The sequence below is a fragment of the Rhodococcus sp. 05-2254-5 genome (assembly GCF_002258575.1).
Classification (GTDB): Bacteria; Actinomycetota; Actinomycetes; order Mycobacteriales; family Mycobacteriaceae; genus Rhodococcoides; species Rhodococcoides fascians.
This window is the reverse complement of record NZ_NOZG01000032.1, coordinates 1-18,813: the sequence shown is the minus strand read 5'-3', so window position 1 is coordinate 18,813 and position 18,813 is coordinate 1. Positions and strand designations below refer to the sequence as shown.

Sequence of the window (18,813 nt, the reverse complement as noted above, 5' to 3'; positions counted from 1 at the left end):
CGGGCGTGGCCCTCTACCGGAAGTACCGTCCCGCGACGTTCGCCGAAGTCGTCGGTCAGGAGCACGTCACCGAACCGATCAGCGTGGCGCTCGATTCCAACAGAATCAACCACGCCTATCTCTTCTCAGGCCCTCGTGGCTGCGGAAAGACGTCCTCGGCGCGCATCCTCGCCCGATCGCTGAACTGCGCCGAAGGACCGACCTCCACCCCCTGCGGTGTGTGCAACTCCTGCGTCGCTCTGGCACCGGGCGGGCCCGGCAACTTCGACGTCGTCGAGATGGACGCAGCCAGCCACGGTGGCGTCGACGATGCCCGCGATCTTCGAGACAAAGCCGTGTACGCCCCGGCCGAGTCGCGCTACGTCATCTTCATCATCGACGAGGCACACATGGTCACCCCGGCCGGCTTCAACGCGCTGCTCAAGGTCGTCGAGGAACCGCCGGAGCATCTGGTCTTCATCTTCGCGACCACCGAGCCGGAGAAGGTGCTCCCCACCATCCGCTCGCGAACCCACCACTACCCGTTCCGACTGCTCGCGCCGTCGACGATGCGCGGCCTGCTCGAGAAGATCTGTGGTCAGGAACAGGTACCGGTCGAGGACGCGGTCTATCCACTCGTCATCCGCGCGGGTGGCGGTTCTCCGCGTGACTCGCTGTCGGTCATGGACCAGTTGCTGGCCGGAGCCGGACCGGAAGGCGTCACCTACCCGCGAGCTCTGTCGCTGCTCGGCGTCACCGACGTCGCGCTGATCGACGAGGCCGTCGACGCACTGGCCGCGGGAGACGGCGGCGCACTGTTCGGCACCGTCGACAAGGTGATGGACGCGGGCCACGACCCACGTCGCTTTGCCATCGACCTTCTCGACCGCATGCGAGACCTGATCCTCATGAAGGCGGTACCCGACGCCGGTGAACGTGGCCTGGTCGACGTGCCGGGTGACGTCCTCGAACGGCTCCGCGACGAGGCGGACCTGCTCGGCTCGGCGACGCTGACCCGCTACGCCGAGATCGTGCACTCGGGCCTCGGCGAAATGCGAGGGGCCACCGCGCCGCGCCTGCTGCTCGAAGTGATGTGCGCACGGATGCTGCTGCCCTCGGCCTCCGATGCGGAATCGGCCGTCTTGCAGAGGCTCGAACGCGTCGAACGTCGCCTGGACGTCACCCTTCCTGCCGGTGAGCAGGCGGCAGTGGCACAGGCAGCCGCAGACCCGACACGACCACAGCTGCCCGCGACCGACGAGCCTGCGCCCTCCGGCCCGCCCCCGGTGAACAAATTCCAGCGACCATCCCAACGGCAGCCGGCCGCCGAGTCCGCACCCGCTCCGACACCAGCGCCTGCGCCTGTCGCGGCACCCGAACCCATGGCGGTCCCGGAACCGTCTCCGGTGCCAGAGCCTGCAGCCCCCGAGCCCGCTCCCACACCCGAGCCTGCAGCCCCCGAACCGGCTCCCACACCCGAGCCGGCTCCCGCACCCGAGCCGGCTCCCACACCCGAACCGGCTCCCACACCCGAACCGGCTCCCACACCCGAACCGGCTCCCACACCCGAGCCAGCTCCGACACCTGAACCGGCTCCGACACCCGAGCCAGCTCCGATACCCGAACCGGCTCCGACCCCCGAACCGGCACCGGTCACGACTCCCGTTGCAGCGCAACAGCATTCGGAACAATCACTCGCCCACGAGGATTTTCCGCCGGAGCCCGAGGACGAGTACGGCCCGGAGCCCGAGCCGGTGTACGAATCCGAGTCCGAGCCTGTCGCGGCACCCGCGGCTGCCTCCAACGAGCCTGATGCGGCTGCCGTCCGCGCGGTGTGGTCCGAGGTGCGAACCAAGGTGCGAGAGCGAAGCAGGACCGTCGAGGTGATGTTGTCCGGTGCGTCGGTACGCACCGTCGAGAACGGCACCATCACTCTGGGCCACGATTCGGCACCGCTCGCGAAGCGTCTCGAAGAACCGCGCAACGCCGACGTCATTCGGGACGCGTTGCGTGACGTGTTCGGCGTCGAATGGTCGGTGGTCTGTCTGGTGGGTGCTGCGGCACCACCGGAACCGTCATCAGCAAAAAAAGATGAACCGGCAGCGAAACCCGCGTCGCTGCCGAAGTTCTCGAGGCCGAGCCAGGCAGGGGCTCCCCGTCCGACGTCGGACGGTTTCGGTTCAGCGGGCGATGGATCGGACGCAGATATTCCGATGCCCGAGGCCCCCGACTATCCCGATGATCCCGAGCCGGTAGGTCCGCCGCCTCCGGAGACGCCGGAGGACGAGGAAGAATTGCTCAAGGCCGCGGCCGAACCCGCGGACCCGTCGGTTCGTCGGGACCCGGAAACGGTCGCCATGGAACTGCTGGTGAGCGAACTCGGAGCGGTACCGCTCAAGGAGATCTGAGGCTCAGGCGAGCGTGAGATCGTCGGTGTCGACGAATACCAATCGGCCGCTGTCGAGAGCGACGGCCCAACGCTTGGCGACAGCCCAGTCCCGCGAGGTGCTGTCGGTCGCTTGGACTCCGAAGTCGTCGACGATCGCGCCGGTCTCGTAGGCGTCGGATCCAGAACTGTTTGCTCCGGACTTGTCGTCGTTGCGAGTGCGTACCTTGACGCGAGCGCCCACGGTCGGTTCGTTGTCGGTTTCCATGGTCGGTCTTCTTTCGCCTTCGGTCGATCTGACGCATCGTAATTTCCCATGACGGGGTCGTTCAAACCTGAACCGCATCGTGGGTCATGCGAAACGCTCGTTTCGGTCCTTATGTCGGATCGGTATGCCAACTTACTGTGGCATGAGCTGAGGTCTGTCATGGCCTCGCACCGACGCGATCGGCCGGCACGGCGATCGCGACAAGATCGAGTATGTGGAAGGAACTGCGCGCTGTGACTACAGAGGCATTCATTTACGAGGCCATCAGGACTCCCCGAGGTAAAGGAAAGAACGGCTCCCTGCATTCGGTGAAGCCGATTTCCTTGGTGACCGGGCTGATCGACGAGCTTCGTCGACGTTTCCCCGACATGGACGAGAACCGAATCTCCGACCTCATCCTGGGCGTGGTCTCGCCCGTCGGAGATCAGGGCGCCGACATCGCCCGCACGGCCGTGCTCGCAGCCAAGATGCCCGACACCGTCGGCGGCTTCCAGCTCAACCGCTTCTGCGCGTCGGGCCTCGAGGCCGTCAACCTGGCCGCGCAGAAGGTGCGCTCGGGCTGGGACGAACTGGTCGTTGCCGGCGGCGTCGAGTCGATGTCTCGCGTGCCGATGGGCAGTGACGGCGGCGCATGGGCCATGGACCCGGCCACCAACTACGACACCTACTTCGCCCCGCAGGGCATCGGTGCCGACCTGATCGCCACCATCGAAGGATTCACCCGCGAAGACGTCGACGCATATGCCGTCCAGTCCCAGGAGCGCGCCGCAGCCGCGTGGTCCGGTGGTTACTTCGCCAAGTCCGTCGTTCCGGTCACCGACCAGAACGGCCTGCTGATCCTCGATCAGGACGAGCACATGCGTCCGGGCAGCACCGTCGAGTCGCTCGGCAAGCTGAACCCGGCATTCACCGGTATCGCGGCCATGGGCGGATTCGACGACGTGGCGCTGCAGAAGTACCACTGGATCGAGAAGATCGATCACGTCCACACCGGCGGAAACAGCTCCGGCATCGTCGACGGCGCAGCCCTCGTCCTCGTCGGCAGCGAGCAGGCGGGCAAGGACCTGAACATGGTCCCGCGCGCCCGCATCGTCGCGACGGCCACCAGTGGCGCCGATACGACCATCATGCTGACCGGACCGACCCCGGCGTCGAAGAAGGTTCTCGCCACCGCCGGCCTGACCGTCGACGACATCGATCTGTTCGAGCTCAACGAGGCGTTCGCTTCCGTCGTGCTGCGTTTCCAGAAGGATCTGAAGATCCCGAACGAGAAGCTGAACGTCAACGGCGGCGCCATCGCCATGGGCCACCCGCTCGGTGCCACCGGAGCCATGATCACCGGCACCGTGCTCGACGAGCTCGAGCGCCGCGGCGGCCGGTACGCCTTGATCACCCTGTGCATCGGCGGCGGCATGGGCGTTGCCACCATCATCGAGCGAGTCTGAGGTAGAACGATGTCTGACAACATGATTCAGTGGGACCAGGACGCCGACGGCATCGTCGTTCTGACGATGGACGACCCCAACCAGGGTGCCAACACGATGAACCAGCTGTACAAGGACTCGATGGGCGCGACGGTCGACCGCCTCGAGGCCGAGAAGGACAGCATCACCGGAGTCGTGCTGACCTCCGCCAAGAAGACGTTCTTCGCCGGCGGCGATCTGCACACCCTCATCGAAGCCAAGCCCGAGGACGCCCAGCGGGTGTTCGACGAGGTCCAGGAAGTCAAGGGACAGCTGCGTCGGCTCGAGAAGCTCGGTAAGCCGGTCGTGTCCGCCATCAACGGCGCGGCACTCGGCGGCGGACTCGAGATCGCGCTCGCGACGCATCACCGCATCGCGGCCGATGTTCCCGGCGTACAGATCGGTCTGCCCGAGGTCTCGCTCGGTCTCCTGCCCGGCGGCGGCGGCGTTGCCCGCATCACGCGACTGCTCGGCATCCAGACCGGCTTCATGACGGTCCTGGCGCAGGGCACTCGGTTCCGTCCGGCCAAGGCTCTCGAAATCGGTCTGGTGCACGAATTGGTCGGCAGCATCGACGAATTGGTGCCCACCGCCAAGGCATGGATCAAGGCCAACCCCGAGGGTGGCGTCGCACCGTGGGATGTCAAGGGTTACAAGATCCCCGGCGGCACGCCGTCGAACCCGAAGCTCGCGCAGATCCTGCCTGCTTTCCCGTCCAACCTGCGCAAGCAGATCAAGGGCGCACCGATGCCGGCTCCGCGCGCGATTCTCGCTGCGGCAGTGGAGGGTGCGCAGGTCGACTTCGACAATGCGTGCACCATCGAGTCGCGGTACTTCACCGAGTTGGTCACCGGTCTGGTGTCCAAGAACATGATTCAGGCGTTCTTCTTCGACCTGCAGGCGATCAACGCCGGTAAGTCTCGTCCCGACGGCATCGAGAAGACCACCTTCACCAAGGTCGCGGTTCTCGGCGCAGGCATGATGGGCGCGGGCATCGCGTACGTGTGTGCCAAGGCCGGAATCGACGTGGTGCTCAAGGACGTTGCGATCGAGTCGGCGCAGAAGGGCAAGGCGTACTCCGAGGCCATCGAGGCCAAGGCACTCTCGCGTGGCAAGACCACCCAGGAGAAGTCGGACGCTCTGCTCGCACGCATCCACCCGACCGCCGATGCCAAGGACGTCGAAGGTGCCGACCTCGTCATCGAGGCCGTCTTCGAGTCGGAAGAGTTGAAGCAGAAGGTCTTCCAGGAGATCGAGGACCTCGTCGATCCGACGGCGCTGCTCGGTTCCAACACCTCGACGCTGCCCATCACGAGCCTCGCTCAGGGCATCAAGCGTCAGGAAGACTTCATCGGCATCCACTTCTTCTCACCCGTCGACAAGATGCCGCTGGTGGAGATCATCCGCGGCGAGAAGACGTCGGATGCAGCCTTGGCCAAGGCATTCGACCTCGTGCAGCTCATCAAGAAGACCCCGATCGTCGTCAACGACAGTCGTGGATTCTTCACCTCTCGCGTGATCGGTACGTTCATCAACGAGGCCATCGCGATGCTGGGCGAGGGCGTCGAGCCGTCGACCATCGAGCAGGCCGGTCTGCAGGCCGGTTACCCGGCTGCGCCACTGCAGCTTTCGGACGAGCTCACGCTCAACCTGATGCAGAAAATCCGCAAGGAAACCTACGACGCCATCAAGGCTGCCGGTGGAACCCCTCCCGAGGATCCGGCCGGCGAGGTCATCGACAAGATGGTCGACGAGTTCGAGCGTCCGTCGAAGGCCAAGGGCGCGGGCTTCTACGAGTACGAAGACGGTAAGCGCGCCGGCCTGTGGCCCGGACTGCGTGATGCGTTCAAGTCGGGTTCGGCGGACATCCCGTTCGAGGACCTCAAGGAGCGCATGCTGTTCATCGAGGCCATCGAGACGCAGAAGTGCTTCGACGAGGGTGTTCTGAACACCACCGCCGACGCCAACATCGGCTCGATCTTCGGCATCGGCTTCCCGGCATGGACGGGTGGCGTGCACCAGTACGTCGTCGGCTACCCGGGTGGTCAGGCCGGATTCGTCGCTCGCGCGGACGAATTGGCCAAGAAGTACGGAGAGCGCTTCCAGGTTCCGGCCTCGCTGCGCTGACCCCATGTGAGTGGAAACGCGTAGCAGGCTACGAGTTTCCACTCACGTGCGCGTAGCGCTGTCACCCGCGATGCGCGATCAACCTCTCGGCGCCGTCTGTGAATTGTTGCTTCATCAATTCGCAGGCGGCGTCGATGTCGTTTCGAATCAGGGCCGCGATCAGCTCCTCGTGATTGCGCACGGCTGCTCGGCCCCAGTCACGGTCGGTGGCGTAGAGACGGGTCGGGGTATAGCGGGTGGCGTTGTTGAGAAACCACGCCAACTTGGCCGACTCGGCCAGACGGTTCAGCACACGATGGAACTCGAACTCGATGTTCTCGACGTCCTCGGCCTTGCCGTTCTCGACGGCGACCGACAGTGCGTCGGTGAGCTCGGTGAGTCGATCCAGTTCGACCTCGGTGATCTTCGGTGCCGCCCGGCGCACGAGTTCGACCGCGATCTCACCCTGCAGCCAGAAGATGTCGACGATGTCGCTCGGCGTCAGCGCAGACACCACATAGCCGCGGTGGGGGACGAGCTCGACGATGCCCTCACCGCGCAAGGTCAGTAGCGCCTCACGCACCGGGGTGACGCTGACGCCCAGCTGGGCTGCGGTCTCGTCGAGCCGGATGAAGTCTCCCGGACTCACCTCTCCGGACATCACCAGGTGCCGGACGTGGCTGGCGACTTCCTCGGACAACTGCGGCCGTCGCCTCAGAGCCGTCCGCTTGTCTGCCATGTCGAAAAGCCAATCACACCGCGGGCTTGGTCCGGAGCACAACCTTCGCGACGGGTTCGACGACGCGGGCAGCAATCGGCCCCAGGATGGCCATCAGCAGCACGTACGCCGTCGCCAGGGCCGCCAGTTCGCCTTCGACAGCTCCCGCGGCGACGGCCAGTCCGGCGATGACGATGGAGAACTCTCCGCGCGCCACCAGAGCCGCACCGGCGCGTAGTCGTCCCGGCCTGCCGATTCCCTGCCGACCTGCTGCCCACCAGCCCGTCGCGATCTTGGTCGCGGCGGTGGTGACGGCGAGTACGACGGCCCAGCCCAACACGGGCGGGATGGTCGACGGGTCGGTGCCCAGACCGAACACGACGAAGAACATCGCAGCGAACAGGTCGCGTAGGGGTTCGAGGACGCGGGTCGCGTTGTCGGCCGTCGAGCCGGAGATCGCGATTCCCAACAGGAACGCGCCGACGGCCGCCGAGACCTGCAGTTCCGACGCGATGCCGGCCACCAGCAGGGCGGATCCGAGGACTTTGAGCAGGACGACCTCACGGTCGGGACTGTCGACGATCGCGGAGACGAATCTGCCGTAGCGCAGCGCGACCACGAGCACGAAGGTGATGACCAACAGTGAGATGCCGAGGGCTTCGAGTCCGCCGAGGAAGCTGACTCCGCTAAGTACGGCGGTGAGGATCGGGAGGTAGATGGCCATCGCGAGGTCCTCGAACACCAGAATGGACAGCACGACCGGGGTTTCGCGGTTTCCCAGACGGCCCAGATCGGTGAGAACTTTGGCGATGATCCCCGACGACGAGATGTAGGTGACGCCGCCCATCACGAGCGCGCCGACTCCGCCCCAGCCGAGCAGCAGCGCGACGACGGCACCGGGCGCGAAGTTGAGGACGATGTCGACCAGACCGGCCATCCACGATCGACGCAGGCCGGTGACGAGCTCGGTTGCGGTGTATTCGAGGCCGAGCAGCAGCAACAGCAGAATGACGCCGATTTCGCTGGCGATCTCGCTGAACTCGTCGATGCCGCCGAGGTTGACGAATCCGCCGTTGCCGAAGGCCAGTCCGCCGAGCAGGTAGAACGGGATGGGGGAGACGCCGATTCGCCCCGCGAGACGAGCGAGAAGTCCGAGAACGAAGAACACGGCACCCAGCTCGGTGAGGGCGAGCGCGCTCTCGGCCACGGGTCAGCCCCGACTGATCTCAGGCATTGCCGAGCAACTTGGCTGCTGCGTCCAGTCCGTCCGCGGTGCCGACGGCGACCAGCAGGTCACCTGCGGCGAGCGTGAAGTCGGGGGTGGGTGACGGTTGTACCTGGCCGGCGCGCATGACAGCGACGACGGATACTCCGGTCTTGGTGCGCATGGCGGTGTCGCCGAGTGTGCGGCTGACGAACCGTGAATTCGCGCGAATGGGGAGTTGACGAGTGTTGATTCCGGGGAGGTCGCGATGCTCTTCCCCGAGCTGAGCAATGAGTTGCGGCGACCCGAGCAGATTGCCCAGGGCCGCCGCTTCCTCATTGCTCAGGGTGATGGACGCTTGCGTCGCATCGGGGTCGTCCTTGCGCGAAACGATCAACTCGTTCGCGCCGTCCTTGCGGGTGATGACGCCGATGCGGCGCCCGGAAGCGAGGGCAAAATCTTTCCGCACCCCGATTCCGGGTAGCAGGGTCACTTCGACGTTCATGGTCGAAATGCTAGCCCTGCAGGCAACGCGTTATCGCAGGATCAGGCGTGGAGCCTGCAGGAACGACCCGTGAAAATGTGAATCAGGATGCGACGGCAGCGAGCAGCGCTTCGCGCTGGTTTGCGCCGAGGCCGCCGATGCGGCGCGTATCTGCGATGGACAGCTGCTCGAGCAGCTGTGCGGCGCGCACGGATCCAACGCCCGGCAGGGCCTTGATCAGCGCGGACACCTTGGTCTTCTTGACGATCTCGTCGTTCTCCGCCTTGGCGAGGACGTCAGCGACGCTCAGTTCGCCGGACTTGACGGATGCGAGCAGCTTCGACCGCGCAGTGCGTGCCTCGGCCGCCTTGGCCAGCGCCGCGGTGCGCTGTTCCGGTGTCAATACTGGTAAAGCCATGGCCTGTTCTCCTCGATTGTGGTGACCCGTCGCTCGTTGACAGGTCTCGACCCTCTTGCATCGTGCCTGGTGGCTCTTCCAATCTAACCGAACAACACGGGTGTCATTCACGGTCGAACCACCGAACCTCCCTCGCCAGGCTACGTCCTATCCGATTCGGGGTGTGCCCCGACCAGCACTTCGGCCTTCCGGAGCCGGTGTGTGCTGGGTGTTCGACGCCTCGAGCCGGCTCGGTCGGGAGCGGTCGCATGCGTTTTTCGATGGGCGACGCGAGCGTCGTGCCGTGGGCGCTACGGCCAGTGACGCCGTATCCGAACGGTCGGTCGGATTGTTATTCTGGCGGCATGATGCGCACCCGAGGACTGCTGGCCGGACTGGCCGCGTCGATGCTCCTGCTCGTCGGCGCGGGTACCGCGGCCGCTGCTCCGATCAACGTTCCGTGGTCACCCGACGACGCGCTCGATTCGGAGGTCAGCTTCGAGTCCGGTGGCATCACCTTCTACGGCAGCCTTCGCATGCCGGTCGGCGACACCCGCGGCGTGGCATTGGTGCTGCCGGGCAGCGGGCCGACCGACCGCAACGGGAACTCGGGTGATCTGCAGCTGAATACGACCGCATACGTCGCCGACGAGCTGTCGCGACGCGGTATTGCGAGCCTGCGTTTCGACAAGCTCGGGAGCGGCCGCACCGGCCTGGCCGGGGTGGATCCGAACAATCCGCCCGGCTTCGATGCGCAGGTCGACAATGCTGCGGACGCACTGGCGTTCCTGCAGCAGCGCACCGGTGTCGGGGCGGATCGCACGACGGTGATCGGGCACAGCGAGGGCGCACTGACGGCGCTGCGCCTTGCTGATGCAGACAGCGCGGCGTTCACCCATGTCGGCCTGCTCGAGCCGTTGTCGATCCGCTACCTGGATCTGCTGACCGCACAGGTCGATCGCAACATCGGCGAGGCCGTGGCGGTCGGCCAGTTCACCGAGGAGCAGGCCGCGTCGTCGAGGGATCGCTTCGCCCAGGCCGTCACCGATATTCGCGCGGGACGACCGCTGTCCGCGGAGCCCGACCCGATCGTCGACGGTCTGGGACTGCGGCAGAGCGCCACCTTCCTGCGTGAAGCGGATGCTACGGACCCGGCGGATCTGGCTGCCGCGCTACCGGACTCGTACTCCTCGTTCCTGACCTGCTCGGACAAGGACCTGAACGTCTCCTGCGGCCAGGTCGAGAACGTGCGAGTGGCCCTGGGCCACACCGATCTCCACTTCGCGCACTTCGCCAACAGCTCGCACATGCTGGGCGAGCTCGGCCCGCTGCCCGCCGATCCGAACACCGCTTTGGCACCGCTGCCGCTCTCGGGGGAGTTTCGCGATGCGTTCGGTCGGTGGGTGGACGGACTCTGACCCGTCGAGTTGGCAGTTACGTCGTCGGTACCGGACAACCGCGAATCGGTGATGCGGCCTGGGTGCCCAGATCTTTCGGGCTGTACCCGACGGGATAGCCGGGGTAGGTCTTGTTGCCTGCGTCGGCCGTAGTGCGTGAGTGTTTTCTCGTGGGCAGGAAACGCTCCACGCGGGCCTTGGTCCGCAGCGCCCGCACCGCGGCCCGTTCCAGCGTGGGTGAGCCGGCGGGGAAGCCGAATGCGTTCGCCATCCGATCGTCGAGCAACGCGAACACGCCCTGCCGAACGGCCGGGGTGAGCGCGGCGCGAAACCACGAGCAGTAGAGATCGAGGGTGTAGGTGCCGATGCGACGGTTGTCCTCGCTGAAGCGGAACGTGCGTTCTTCGTAATCGAGCTTGAACTGTGCGAACTCGGTGTACGACTCTGGAATGTCCTTGATGCCCATGCGTTTACCCACTTCGCTGTAGAAGTGGAAGGTTGCGAGCCGCTCCTTGGGATGCAGGCGACGCCACCCATAGGTGTCGATCCATTCGATGGGCTCGTAGATGAACGTCGTGAGCACGTACAGCATGTCGTCGTTGGAGATGTCGTACTGCGCGTGCATTCGATTGACCGTCCGCAACGATTCGCGACCTCGTTCGGAGTCGTATCCGTGTTCGACCATTTCCGACATCAGCAGCGAGGTGTCGTCGTACCGCTTTTGCGGTCGCTTCTCGAACTCGCCGGTCCGGGCCAGCAGAGCGGAGATCGTCGGCACGCAATAGGTTCGGAACAAGGCGAATTCGAGGGCCCGCTGATAATCCCAGGGGAACTCGTACCCCGCGGTGATCCGGTGAATGGTGTGACAGTCGCGGACCGGGTCGAGTTCCTCGACGCGGCGCAACCACCCGTATCGACCCCGACCCGGCGCGATGTCCATGGTCAGCCTCGTCCGTGGCGGAGTTTGAGCGCCAGCGCCGAGAGTTTCATGTTCCGGGCTTTGCGCTTCATCGTCAGCAGATCGATCGGTGCCGCGAAGCCCTGCACGGTCAGTGATTTGACGGTGCTGAATTCTCGAAGGCCGTCGTCGCCGTGGATGCGCCCGAAGCCCGAGTCGCCTGTTCCGCCGAACGGTAGGGCCGGGACGCCGGCGAAGCCCAGCACCGAATTGACCGTCACGACACCACAATCGAGCTTCTCGGCGGCGCGTCGCCCGACCGCGGTGTCCTTGGTGAACACCGATGCACCCAGACCGTAGGAGGACGCGTTGGCACGGGCGATGGCCTCGTCCAGGTCGCGCACCTTGTTGACGACGACGGTGGGCCCGAACGTCTCCTCGGTGATCGCGGTCGAATCCTCGGGAACGTCGGTGAGGACGACGGGGTCGATGTACGGCCCGTGCAGTGAGTCGAGACCTCCCACCAATGCGGTGCCGCCCTTGGCCAACGCATCCTCGATCTGGCCGCGGACGATGTCGCTCTGCTTGCCCAGCGTCATCGGACCGTAGGACGAGGTCTTCGATCCACCGGGCTTCAATTCCTTGACCGCCCTGGTGAATTCGGCGACGAACCGGTCGTACACCGGGGCGGCGACGTAGATACGTTCGACTCCGGCGCAGGTCTGCCCGGCATTGCCCATCGCGCCGAACGTCGCGAACTCCACGGCCGCAGAGATATCGGCGTCGGCGTCGACGAGCATCGCGTCCTTACCGCCGCACTCGGCGATCAGTGGCGTCAACGACTTCGCGCAGGTGGCCATGACTTTCTTGGCCGTCGCGGTCGAGCCGGTGAACGCGATCTTGTCGACGCCGGCTTCGACCAGGGCAGTGCCGGTGGAACCGTCGCCGGTGATCGTCTGGAACACCGGGTGGGGAGCGGCGAGCGACTGCCACTTCTCGGCCAACCAGACTCCGACGCCCGGGGTGAGTTCGCTGGGCTTGAAGACGACGGTGTTGCCTGCGGCGAGGGCGTACGCGATCGACCCCATCGGGGTGTAAAGCGGGTAGTTCCACGGCCCGATGACGCCGACGACGCCGAACGGGCGGTAGCTGACGTAGGCCTTCTGGTTGATGGCGAGCAGGCCCGATCCGACCCTGCGCTGCTTCAGCGTCTTGCCGGCGTGGCGCGCCGCCCAATCGATGTGTTCGACGCCCAACATGACTTCCAGCAGGGAGTCCTCGTCCGGCTTGCCGGTTTCGGCGGCGATGACGGCGGCGAGGCTCGCGGCGTCGCGGGCGATGGCGGTCTTGAATTCGAGGAGCCACCGCTTGCGGCCCTCGAATCCCTGCGCGTCCCACCACCGGGCGGCCGAGCGGGCGCGGGTCACGGCGATCTCGACCTCGGCGGCGTCGGCGATCGGGTACGTGGCGAGTGCGAGACCCGTTCTGGGATCGAGGCTTTCGAAGGTGCTCTCGTTCGTTCGTTCGATCTGGTCCGTCACGGGCTCTATCCTCCAGCAGATCGCATCACATATATTTGATGTGATTCAATGTTGTCCAGGACACACTATGCGTCCGTCACCGTTGCAACAACCCCCGCCGCCCCGCTGTGCAGGAGATGTGGAATGAGCCTCGATCTCACGCGCACGGCGTCGTCGAAACAGCCGATTCTGCGACGACCGCAGTTGTCCGAGGACGTCGCCGTGAGCATCCGCCGAAGGATCGTCGCCGGTGCGCTGAAGCCGGGGACGTTCGTCCGCATCGACGAGACCGCAGCCGAGTTGGGAGTCAGTGCCACCCCGGTACGCGAGGCACTGGTGTCGTTGCGCGGCGAAGGACTCCTCGAATCCGTTCCGCATCGGGGCTACCGCGTTGTCGAACTGACACAGCAGGACATCGACGACATCTTCTGGTTGCAGGGCACGATCGCCGCGGCCCTGGCCGAGCGCGCGTCTCGCCGAGTCACCGCGGCGCATCTCCAGCAGTTGACCACCCTCAACGACGATCTACGCGACGCCGTGACACGCGCCGACGCCGATGCCGTCGAACGGTGCGAGTTCGAGTTTCACCGTGCCATCAACAAGATCGCAGGCGGCACCACGTTGGCGTGGTTCCTGCTCGGTGCCGTCAAGTACACCCCGACGCATCTCCATGCGTCCGACACCGACTGGGGACGACGGGCGGTACGCGGCCACAAGGAATTGATCGAGGCGATGCGTCGAGCCGATCACCGGGCCGCCGGTGAACTGATGCGGCATCAGTTCACCGACGCAGCGACCCTGGTTCGATCGTTCAGCTGAGTCCGCTCAGCTGAGGTGATGCGGCTGCGGGTGCGACTTGTGTCCCTCGTCCGAACCCTCGTTGTCCTGATGACCGTTCGACGTGCCCTGCGCTCCTGTTCCCGCCGGAACCATCGAGATGATCACCGACTTCGAGGTGGGGCAGTTGCTCTGCAGCGCAGTCGAATCCAACGGAATCAGCGGATTGGTCTCGGGGTAGTACGCAGCAGCCGACCCACGCGGGGTGTCGTACTCGACGATGCGGAACGACGGCGCGCACCGTTCCACGTCGTCGTCGTCCCACTTGGTGACGAGATCGACCATGTCGCCGTCGCGGAAGCCGAGCGTCGAGATGTCTTCTCGGTGCACGAAGATGACGCGTCGGCCGTTCTCGATGCCGCGGTAGCGATCGCTGAGGCCGTAGATCGTCGTGTTGAACTGATCGTGGCTGCGCAGCGTCTGCAGAATCAGATGGCCGGGCGGAACCTGCAGCACGTCGATCGGCGAGACGGCGAATTCGCCCTTCCCGCTCTTGGTTTCGAACGTCCTGCTGTCGCGAGGGGGATGCGGTAGGACGAAGCCGCCGGGGCGTCGAACATTGACCTCGTACCCTTCGCAACCGGCGACGACGCGCGAGATGTGCGTGCGAATGTTGCGGTAGTCGTCGCGGAAACCCTTCCAGTCGAGACCGTATCGATCGCCGAGTGTCGCCTCGGCGATTCCGCTGACGATCGCGACCTCCGAGCGCAGGTACGGGCTCGCGGGCTTCAGCGGTCCTCGTGACGAGTGCACCGAGCAGGTGGAGTCCTCCACCGAAATCCATTGCTCGCCACTGGCTTGCACGTCCTTCTCGGTGCGTCCGAGGGTCGGCAGAATGAGAGCGGTTTCGCCGCAGACGAGATGCGAACGGTTGATCTTCGTGGAGATCTGCACGGTCATGCGCATCTTGCGCAGCGCCTCGAACGTGACGTCGCTGTCGGGCGTCGCCTGTACGAAGTTGCCGCCGAGACCGAGGAAGAAATGGGCCTTGCCGTCGCGCATGGCGCGGATCGAGTCGACGGTGTCCAAGCCGTGCTCACGGGGCGGCTCGAAGTCGAACTCCGCCGCCATGGCGTCGAGGAAGGCCACCGGAGGGCGCTCCCAGATGCCCATCGTTCGGTCGCCCTGCACGTTCGAGTGGCCACGGACGGGAAGCAAACCGGCACCGGCCTTACCGATGTTTCCTTGCGCGAACGCGAGATTGGTGACTTCCTTGATGGTGGCGACGGCATTGCGATGCTGCGTCAGACCCATCGCCCAGCAGAAGACGGTGGCCTTGGAATCGCGCAGCATCTCGGCGGCCTCGGTGATCTGCTGCATCGACAGGCCGGTGACCTCGGTGACGAGATCGAAATCGACCTCGGCAACGTGTGCCTTCCACTCGTCGAATCCGACGGTGTACTCGCCGAGGAATTCGTGATCGAGGGCGTCCCACTTCACCAACAGCGCCCCGAGGGCCTGGAACAGAGCAAGGTCGCCGTTGAGCTTGATCGGCAGGTGCAGATCCGACAGATCGGTACCGGGACCGACCATGCCGCGCGGGGTCTGGGGGTTCTTGAAGTTCAGCAGTCCCGCTTCGCGAAGGGGATTGATGGACAGAATCTTTGCGCCGTTCTGCTTCGCCAGCTCGAGGGCGGAGAGCATGCGCGGGTGATTCGTGCCGGGATTCTGGCCGGCCAGGATGATCAGTTCGGCGTTGTGAACGTCGTCGAGCGTGACGCTGGCCTTGCCGATGCCGATGGATTCCTGCAGCGCGATGGACGTCGACTCGTGACACATGTTGGAGCAGTCGGGCATGTTGTTGGTGCCGAACGACCGAGCGAACAACTGGTAGATGAACGCGGACTCGTTGGACGCACGACCCGAGGTGTAGAAGATGGCCTCGTCCGGGCTGGCGAGGCTCTTCAGCTCGTCGCCGATCAGACGGAACGCATCGTCCCATTCGATGGGCTCGTAGTGGCTGCCGCCGGGGAGCTTGATCATCGGATGCGTGATGCGGCCCTGCTGACCCAACCAGTGTTCGGTGTGCGCATCGAGCTCGGCAATGCTGTGCTGCGCGAAGAACTCCGGAGTGGCCCGCGTGGTCGTCGCCTCCTCGGCGACGGCCTTGGCACCGTTCTCGCAGAACTCGGCGGCGTGCCGATGACCCGGATCGGGATCGGGCCACGCGCAGCTCATGCAGTCGAAGCCCTCGGCCTGGTTCAGCTTGAGGAGCGTCTGCGCGGTGCGCTTGGGACCCATGTGTCCCAGCGCGCGCTTCATCGACACCGCGACGGCGGTGGCACCTGCCGCATGGGTCTTCGGCTTCTCGATGTCGAGCTCGGCCTCGTCGACGTCGCTGTCGGTGCGTCTCATGCGGGTCCCTTCGTTGCGTTACCCCCGCCCTCGACCATAGCCGTAGGCTCAGCCGGCGAGGAGTGCGGTCACCAAATCCACGTACTGCTGTTTCGCCGAATCCTGGCTCGTGCCTTCGAGCTTCGCCCAGGCATCGAACTTTGCGCGGTTCACCATGTCCAGCCGTCCGGGACGCTTACCCGTCACGTCTCCGATCGAACCTTGCTTGAAGAGCGAGTACAGGCGCAGCAGATCGTCGTTGCTCGGCTTGGACGTGAGCTTTTTGACGTCAACCTGCGCATCGGCGAACGACTGGTCGAGATCGGACATGAACGAGCTCCTTCGGCTGTAGGTGCCGTCATCCTTGCACGGCGGCCTGCTCGAGGATGCGAATACAGTGCGCGACGAGAGCGTCGCGAGTGGCGTCGAGGGTGCCGTCCAGAAAACCGATGAACAGCGCCGTCAACGCGCCGACGGTTCCGACGGCGACGAGCTGCCGGTCGGCGGACTCGGGTAGCCGGGCACGAACCAGTTCGACGAACCCGGGCAGTAGGTCGAGTCCGCGTCGGCTCAGCGCAGGTTCGGCCAACGGAGCGATCAGCAGCACTCGTCCCATCCGAGGCTCGTCGACGACGATTTCGACGAACGCCCGGACGGGCGCGGCCACGACGTCCTTCGGTGATGCTCCGGCGACGGCGTTCTCCAGGGCCTCCTGCGCTCGGGCCCCTACCCAGGCGTAGACCGCGCGAACGAACGTGTCGCGATCGGTGAAGCTCTCGTAGAAGTAGCGCTCGGTGAGTCCGGCTGCGCGGCACACGGCGCGGACGTTGACCGCGGGTCCCTCCTGCGCGCCGAGGAGTTCGATCCCGGCGTCGAGCAACGCGTCGTATCGCTTGGATCTGCGCTCTTCCAACTGTTGACTACGCATGTTGTCGAGGCTACTTTGACAACATGCGTAGTCAGTTCGATCGACCCGTCCCACTCGGTCCCGACTCGCTCACCTGGAAGTACTTCGGTGACTGGCGCGGGATGCTGCAGGGCGTGTGGGCGGGGTCGATGCAGAACATGCACCCGGGCCTCGGAGCGGGCGTCGAACAGCATTCGAGGTTCTTCGACGAGCGATGGCAGCGCCTCTACCGCTCCCTGTATCCGATCGGGGGAGTGGTGTTCGACGGCGACCGCGCCGAGGAGACAGCCCACCAGGTTCGCGGCTACCACAACGACATCAAGGGAATCGACTCGAAAGGGCGCACGTACCACGCCCTCGATCCCGACACCTTCTACTGGGCACACGCGACGTTCTTCATGGGCACGGTGCTCACCGCCGACCGTTTCATGGGCGGACTGACCGAAACGCAGAAAGTGCAATTGTTCGACGAGCACGTGCAGTGGTATCGGCTCTACGGCATGAGCATGCGATCGGTGCCCGAGACCTGGGCCGAATTCCAGAAGTACTGGGAGCACATGTGCACACACGTGCTCGAAGACAACATGGCTGCACGTGGAGTACTGGATCTGTCCGCGCTCGGCCCGCCGCCGTATGCCTCCTGGCTGCCGGAACGAGTGTGGGCCGTGCTGCGCAGACCGGTGGCATCGTTGTTCGTCTGGATCACCGTCGGGCTCTACGACCCGCCCGTCCGGGAGCTACTGGGATACACGTGGTCGGAGCGGGACGCACGACGGTTCGCGGTGTTCGGCAGGGCGGTCAACCTGGCGTTCGGGCTGGTGCCGCGTCGTCGCCGACTCCATCCGCGCGCCCGGGCCGGCTGGGATCGCGTGGCGGGCCGCAGGCCGGCAGCGGCTCCTCTGGTGCACACGCCTGGCCGCAATCTGCCGCCGGCGCAGCGTCGCTCGCACCCGTCGCACTACAGCCCGAAAGTGTAAGTTTCCGGTCTCCGGGTACGACGCGGGTATGTACAACGTCAGAACTGGCAGCGGGTCGCCGCTGGTCCTCGTCCACGGGCTCGGGTCCTCGTACCGCAACTGGGATCCGATCGTCCCGGCACTCGCGGAGCACCGCGAGGTCATCGCCCTCGATCTCCCCGGGTTCGGACGGACACCGCCGCTGGCCGACGTGTCCATCGCGTCGTTGACCGATGCCCTGCGCGCGTACCTCGACAGCGAGGGATTGTCCGACGCCGATCTCGTCGGCAGCTCGATGGGCGCGCGGATGGTCGTCGAGCTGGCTCGGCGGGGTCACCGGGGGTCGATGGTGGCCCTCGATCCGGGCGGCTTCTGGAACGACCGTCAGGTCAAGGTGTTCGGGGCGACCATCACCGCATCGCTGGCGTTGATGAAGCGGGCGCAACCGCTGGTGCCCTTCCTGGCCGGGAACCCGATCACCAGAACCGCTGCACTGGCGCAGTTCTCGGCCGCGCCGTGGAAATTGCCGAGCGGACTGGTCGAACGGGAGCTGAAGGGCTTCTCTGCCAAGACTTCACCCTCGCTCGATGCCGCTCGCAAGGCGCTGACCCACGGGCCGAAGCAGCAGGGTGCCCCGAAAGGTTCCCTGCAGGGGTCGCTACTCATCGGCTGGGGCCGTCAGGACAAAGTGACGACGCCCAGCCAGGCAGAAGTGGCACTGCAGCGTTTCCCCGACGCCACCCTGCATTGGTTCGACAAATGCGGACACTTCCCGCACTGGGACCAGCCGACCGAAACCGCCCGAGTCATCCTGCGGGCGACCGGTCGCTAGCTCCCATGTGAGTGGAACCTCGTAGCCTGCTACGGGCGGATTCGAGCGGTGGTTGCAACGTGCCTGATCATTAGGGATGTTTGCGATGGTTCACCCGGGTTTCTCACATCAGGTTCGGATGACGTTC

At 65.4% G+C, this 18,813-nt stretch carries 17 protein-coding genes; 7 read left to right on the top strand and 10 right to left on the bottom strand.

What is annotated here, in order from left to right; translation table 11 throughout:
* Positions 1–5 precede the first annotated feature (5 nt).
* A complete protein-coding gene (locus tag CH278_RS24110; RefSeq protein WP_094623146.1) occupies positions 6–2,387 on the top strand; it encodes a DNA polymerase III subunit gamma and tau in 2,382 nt (793 codons plus the stop codon).
* A gap of 3 nt (positions 2,388–2,390) precedes the next feature.
* On the opposite strand, the gene CH278_RS24105 is transcribed toward CH278_RS24110, so the two are convergent.
* Positions 2,391–2,633: a hypothetical protein gene (locus CH278_RS24105; protein ID WP_094623038.1), complete on the bottom strand. Its 243-nt coding sequence runs from the start codon at positions 2,631–2,633 to the stop codon at positions 2,391–2,393.
* Positions 2,634–2,866: 233 nt separating this feature from the next.
* On the opposite strand from CH278_RS24105, the gene CH278_RS24100 reads away from it, so the two are divergent.
* Both CH278_RS24100 and CH278_RS24095 read left to right on the top strand, forming a co-directional pair.
* Entirely contained in the window at positions 2,867–4,078 is a 1,212-nt protein-coding gene (locus CH278_RS24100; RefSeq protein ID WP_027494551.1) for an acetyl-CoA C-acetyltransferase, read from the top strand.
* A 9-nt stretch (positions 4,079–4,087) separates the two neighbouring features.
* Positions 4,088–6,223 carry a 3-hydroxyacyl-CoA dehydrogenase NAD-binding domain-containing protein gene (locus CH278_RS24095; protein ID WP_032399301.1) on the top strand — a complete coding sequence of 712 codons (2,136 nt, stop codon included), beginning with the start codon at positions 4,088–4,090 and terminating at the stop codon, positions 6,221–6,223.
* 61 nt (positions 6,224–6,284) lie between these two features.
* Here the strand turns inward: CH278_RS24095 and CH278_RS24090 are convergent, their stop codons facing one another.
* From CH278_RS24090 to mihF, 4 genes are all read right to left on the bottom strand, one after another.
* Positions 6,285–6,941: a GntR family transcriptional regulator gene (locus CH278_RS24090; RefSeq protein WP_052060936.1), complete on the bottom strand. Its 657-nt coding sequence runs from the start codon at positions 6,939–6,941 to the stop codon at positions 6,285–6,287.
* Positions 6,942–6,954: 13 nt separating this feature from the next.
* Positions 6,955–8,127 (bottom strand): cation:proton antiporter, encoded by a 1,173-nt coding sequence (locus CH278_RS24085; protein ID WP_032385973.1) that lies wholly within the window; start codon positions 8,125–8,127, stop codon positions 6,955–6,957.
* A gap of 19 nt (positions 8,128–8,146) precedes the next feature.
* The gene (locus CH278_RS24080; protein ID WP_027494547.1) at positions 8,147–8,629 is read right to left on the bottom strand and encodes a cation:proton antiporter regulatory subunit; all 483 of its coding nucleotides are present in this window, start codon (positions 8,627–8,629) and stop codon (positions 8,147–8,149) included.
* An 82-nt stretch (positions 8,630–8,711) separates the two neighbouring features.
* Complete coding sequence (mihF, locus tag CH278_RS24075) at positions 8,712–9,026, bottom strand: integration host factor, actinobacterial type (RefSeq protein ID WP_008712632.1); 315 nt, start codon at positions 9,024–9,026, stop codon at positions 8,712–8,714.
* 344 nt (positions 9,027–9,370) lie between these two features.
* On the opposite strand from mihF, the gene CH278_RS24070 reads away from it, so the two are divergent.
* Positions 9,371–10,423, top strand: coding sequence for an alpha/beta hydrolase (locus CH278_RS24070; RefSeq protein ID WP_094623037.1), 1,053 nt, complete (start codon positions 9,371–9,373; stop codon positions 10,421–10,423).
* Positions 10,424–10,439: 16 nt separating this feature from the next.
* Here CH278_RS24070 and CH278_RS24065 read toward each other — a convergent pair whose 3' ends face one another.
* On the bottom strand, positions 10,440–11,342 hold the full coding sequence (locus tag CH278_RS24065) for an oxygenase MpaB family protein (RefSeq protein ID WP_094623036.1): 903 nt from the start codon (positions 11,340–11,342) through the stop codon (positions 10,440–10,442).
* A 2-nt stretch (positions 11,343–11,344) separates the two neighbouring features.
* Positions 11,345–12,841 carry an aldehyde dehydrogenase family protein gene (locus tag CH278_RS24060; protein ID WP_094623035.1) on the bottom strand — a complete coding sequence of 499 codons (1,497 nt, stop codon included), beginning with the start codon at positions 12,839–12,841 and terminating at the stop codon, positions 11,345–11,347.
* Between the two features lie 123 nt (positions 12,842–12,964).
* Here CH278_RS24060 and CH278_RS24055 point away from each other — a divergent pair, with 123 nt between their 5' ends.
* Positions 12,965–13,639, top strand: coding sequence for a GntR family transcriptional regulator (locus CH278_RS24055; RefSeq protein WP_094623034.1), 675 nt, complete (start codon positions 12,965–12,967; stop codon positions 13,637–13,639).
* 6 nt (positions 13,640–13,645) lie between these two features.
* Here CH278_RS24055 and CH278_RS24050 read toward each other — a convergent pair whose 3' ends face one another.
* Genes CH278_RS24050 through CH278_RS24040 form a run of 3 tightly spaced genes read right to left on the bottom strand, consistent with a single transcriptional unit; the run spans position 13,646 to position 16,919 of the window.
* The gene (locus tag CH278_RS24050; RefSeq protein WP_027494542.1) at positions 13,646–16,012 is read right to left on the bottom strand and encodes an FdhF/YdeP family oxidoreductase; all 2,367 of its coding nucleotides are present in this window, start codon (positions 16,010–16,012) and stop codon (positions 13,646–13,648) included.
* Positions 16,013–16,060: 48 nt separating this feature from the next.
* A complete protein-coding gene (locus CH278_RS24045; RefSeq protein WP_032364582.1) occupies positions 16,061–16,321 on the bottom strand; it encodes an acyl-CoA-binding protein in 261 nt (86 codons plus the stop codon).
* A 28-nt stretch (positions 16,322–16,349) separates the two neighbouring features.
* Positions 16,350–16,919, bottom strand: a complete 570-nt coding sequence (locus tag CH278_RS24040) for a TetR/AcrR family transcriptional regulator (RefSeq protein WP_094623033.1) — start codon at positions 16,917–16,919, stop codon at positions 16,350–16,352.
* Positions 16,920–16,942: 23 nt separating this feature from the next.
* Here CH278_RS24040 and CH278_RS24035 point away from each other — a divergent pair, with 23 nt between their 5' ends.
* Positions 16,943–17,875 carry an oxygenase MpaB family protein gene (locus CH278_RS24035; RefSeq protein WP_094623032.1) on the top strand — a complete coding sequence of 311 codons (933 nt, stop codon included), beginning with the start codon at positions 16,943–16,945 and terminating at the stop codon, positions 17,873–17,875.
* A gap of 28 nt (positions 17,876–17,903) precedes the next feature.
* Positions 17,904–18,686 (top strand): alpha/beta fold hydrolase, encoded by a 783-nt coding sequence (locus CH278_RS24030; RefSeq protein ID WP_094623031.1) that lies wholly within the window; start codon positions 17,904–17,906, stop codon positions 18,684–18,686.
* Positions 18,687–18,813 lie beyond the last annotated feature (127 nt).

Coding starts and splice junctions, on each gene's coding strand:
- CH278_RS24070 (WP_094623037.1), top strand. CDS start 9,371: ATGATGCGCACCCGAGGACTGCTGGCCGGACTGGCCGCGTCGATGCTC.
- CH278_RS24080 (WP_027494547.1), bottom strand. CDS start 8,629: ATGAACGTCGAAGTGACCCTGCTACCCGGAATCGGGGTGCGGAAAGAT.
- CH278_RS24045 (WP_032364582.1), bottom strand. CDS start 16,321: ATGTCCGATCTCGACCAGTCGTTCGCCGATGCGCAGGTTGACGTCAAA.
- CH278_RS24065 (WP_094623036.1), bottom strand. CDS start 11,342: ATGGACATCGCGCCGGGTCGGGGTCGATACGGGTGGTTGCGCCGCGTC.
- CH278_RS24035 (WP_094623032.1), top strand. CDS start 16,943: ATGCGTAGTCAGTTCGATCGACCCGTCCCACTCGGTCCCGACTCGCTC.
- CH278_RS24055 (WP_094623034.1), top strand. CDS start 12,965: ATGAGCCTCGATCTCACGCGCACGGCGTCGTCGAAACAGCCGATTCTG.
- CH278_RS24040 (WP_094623033.1), bottom strand. CDS start 16,919: ATGCGTAGTCAACAGTTGGAAGAGCGCAGATCCAAGCGATACGACGCG.
- CH278_RS24105 (WP_094623038.1), bottom strand. CDS start 2,633: ATGGAAACCGACAACGAACCGACCGTGGGCGCTCGCGTCAAGGTACGC.
- CH278_RS24090 (WP_052060936.1), bottom strand. CDS start 6,941: ATGGCAGACAAGCGGACGGCTCTGAGGCGACGGCCGCAGTTGTCCGAG.
- CH278_RS24050 (WP_027494542.1), bottom strand. CDS start 16,012: ATGAGACGCACCGACAGCGACGTCGACGAGGCCGAGCTCGACATCGAG.
- mihF (WP_008712632.1), bottom strand. CDS start 9,026: ATGGCTTTACCAGTATTGACACCGGAACAGCGCACCGCGGCGCTGGCC.
- CH278_RS24030 (WP_094623031.1), top strand. CDS start 17,904: ATGTACAACGTCAGAACTGGCAGCGGGTCGCCGCTGGTCCTCGTCCAC.
- CH278_RS24095 (WP_032399301.1), top strand. CDS start 4,088: ATGTCTGACAACATGATTCAGTGGGACCAGGACGCCGACGGCATCGTC.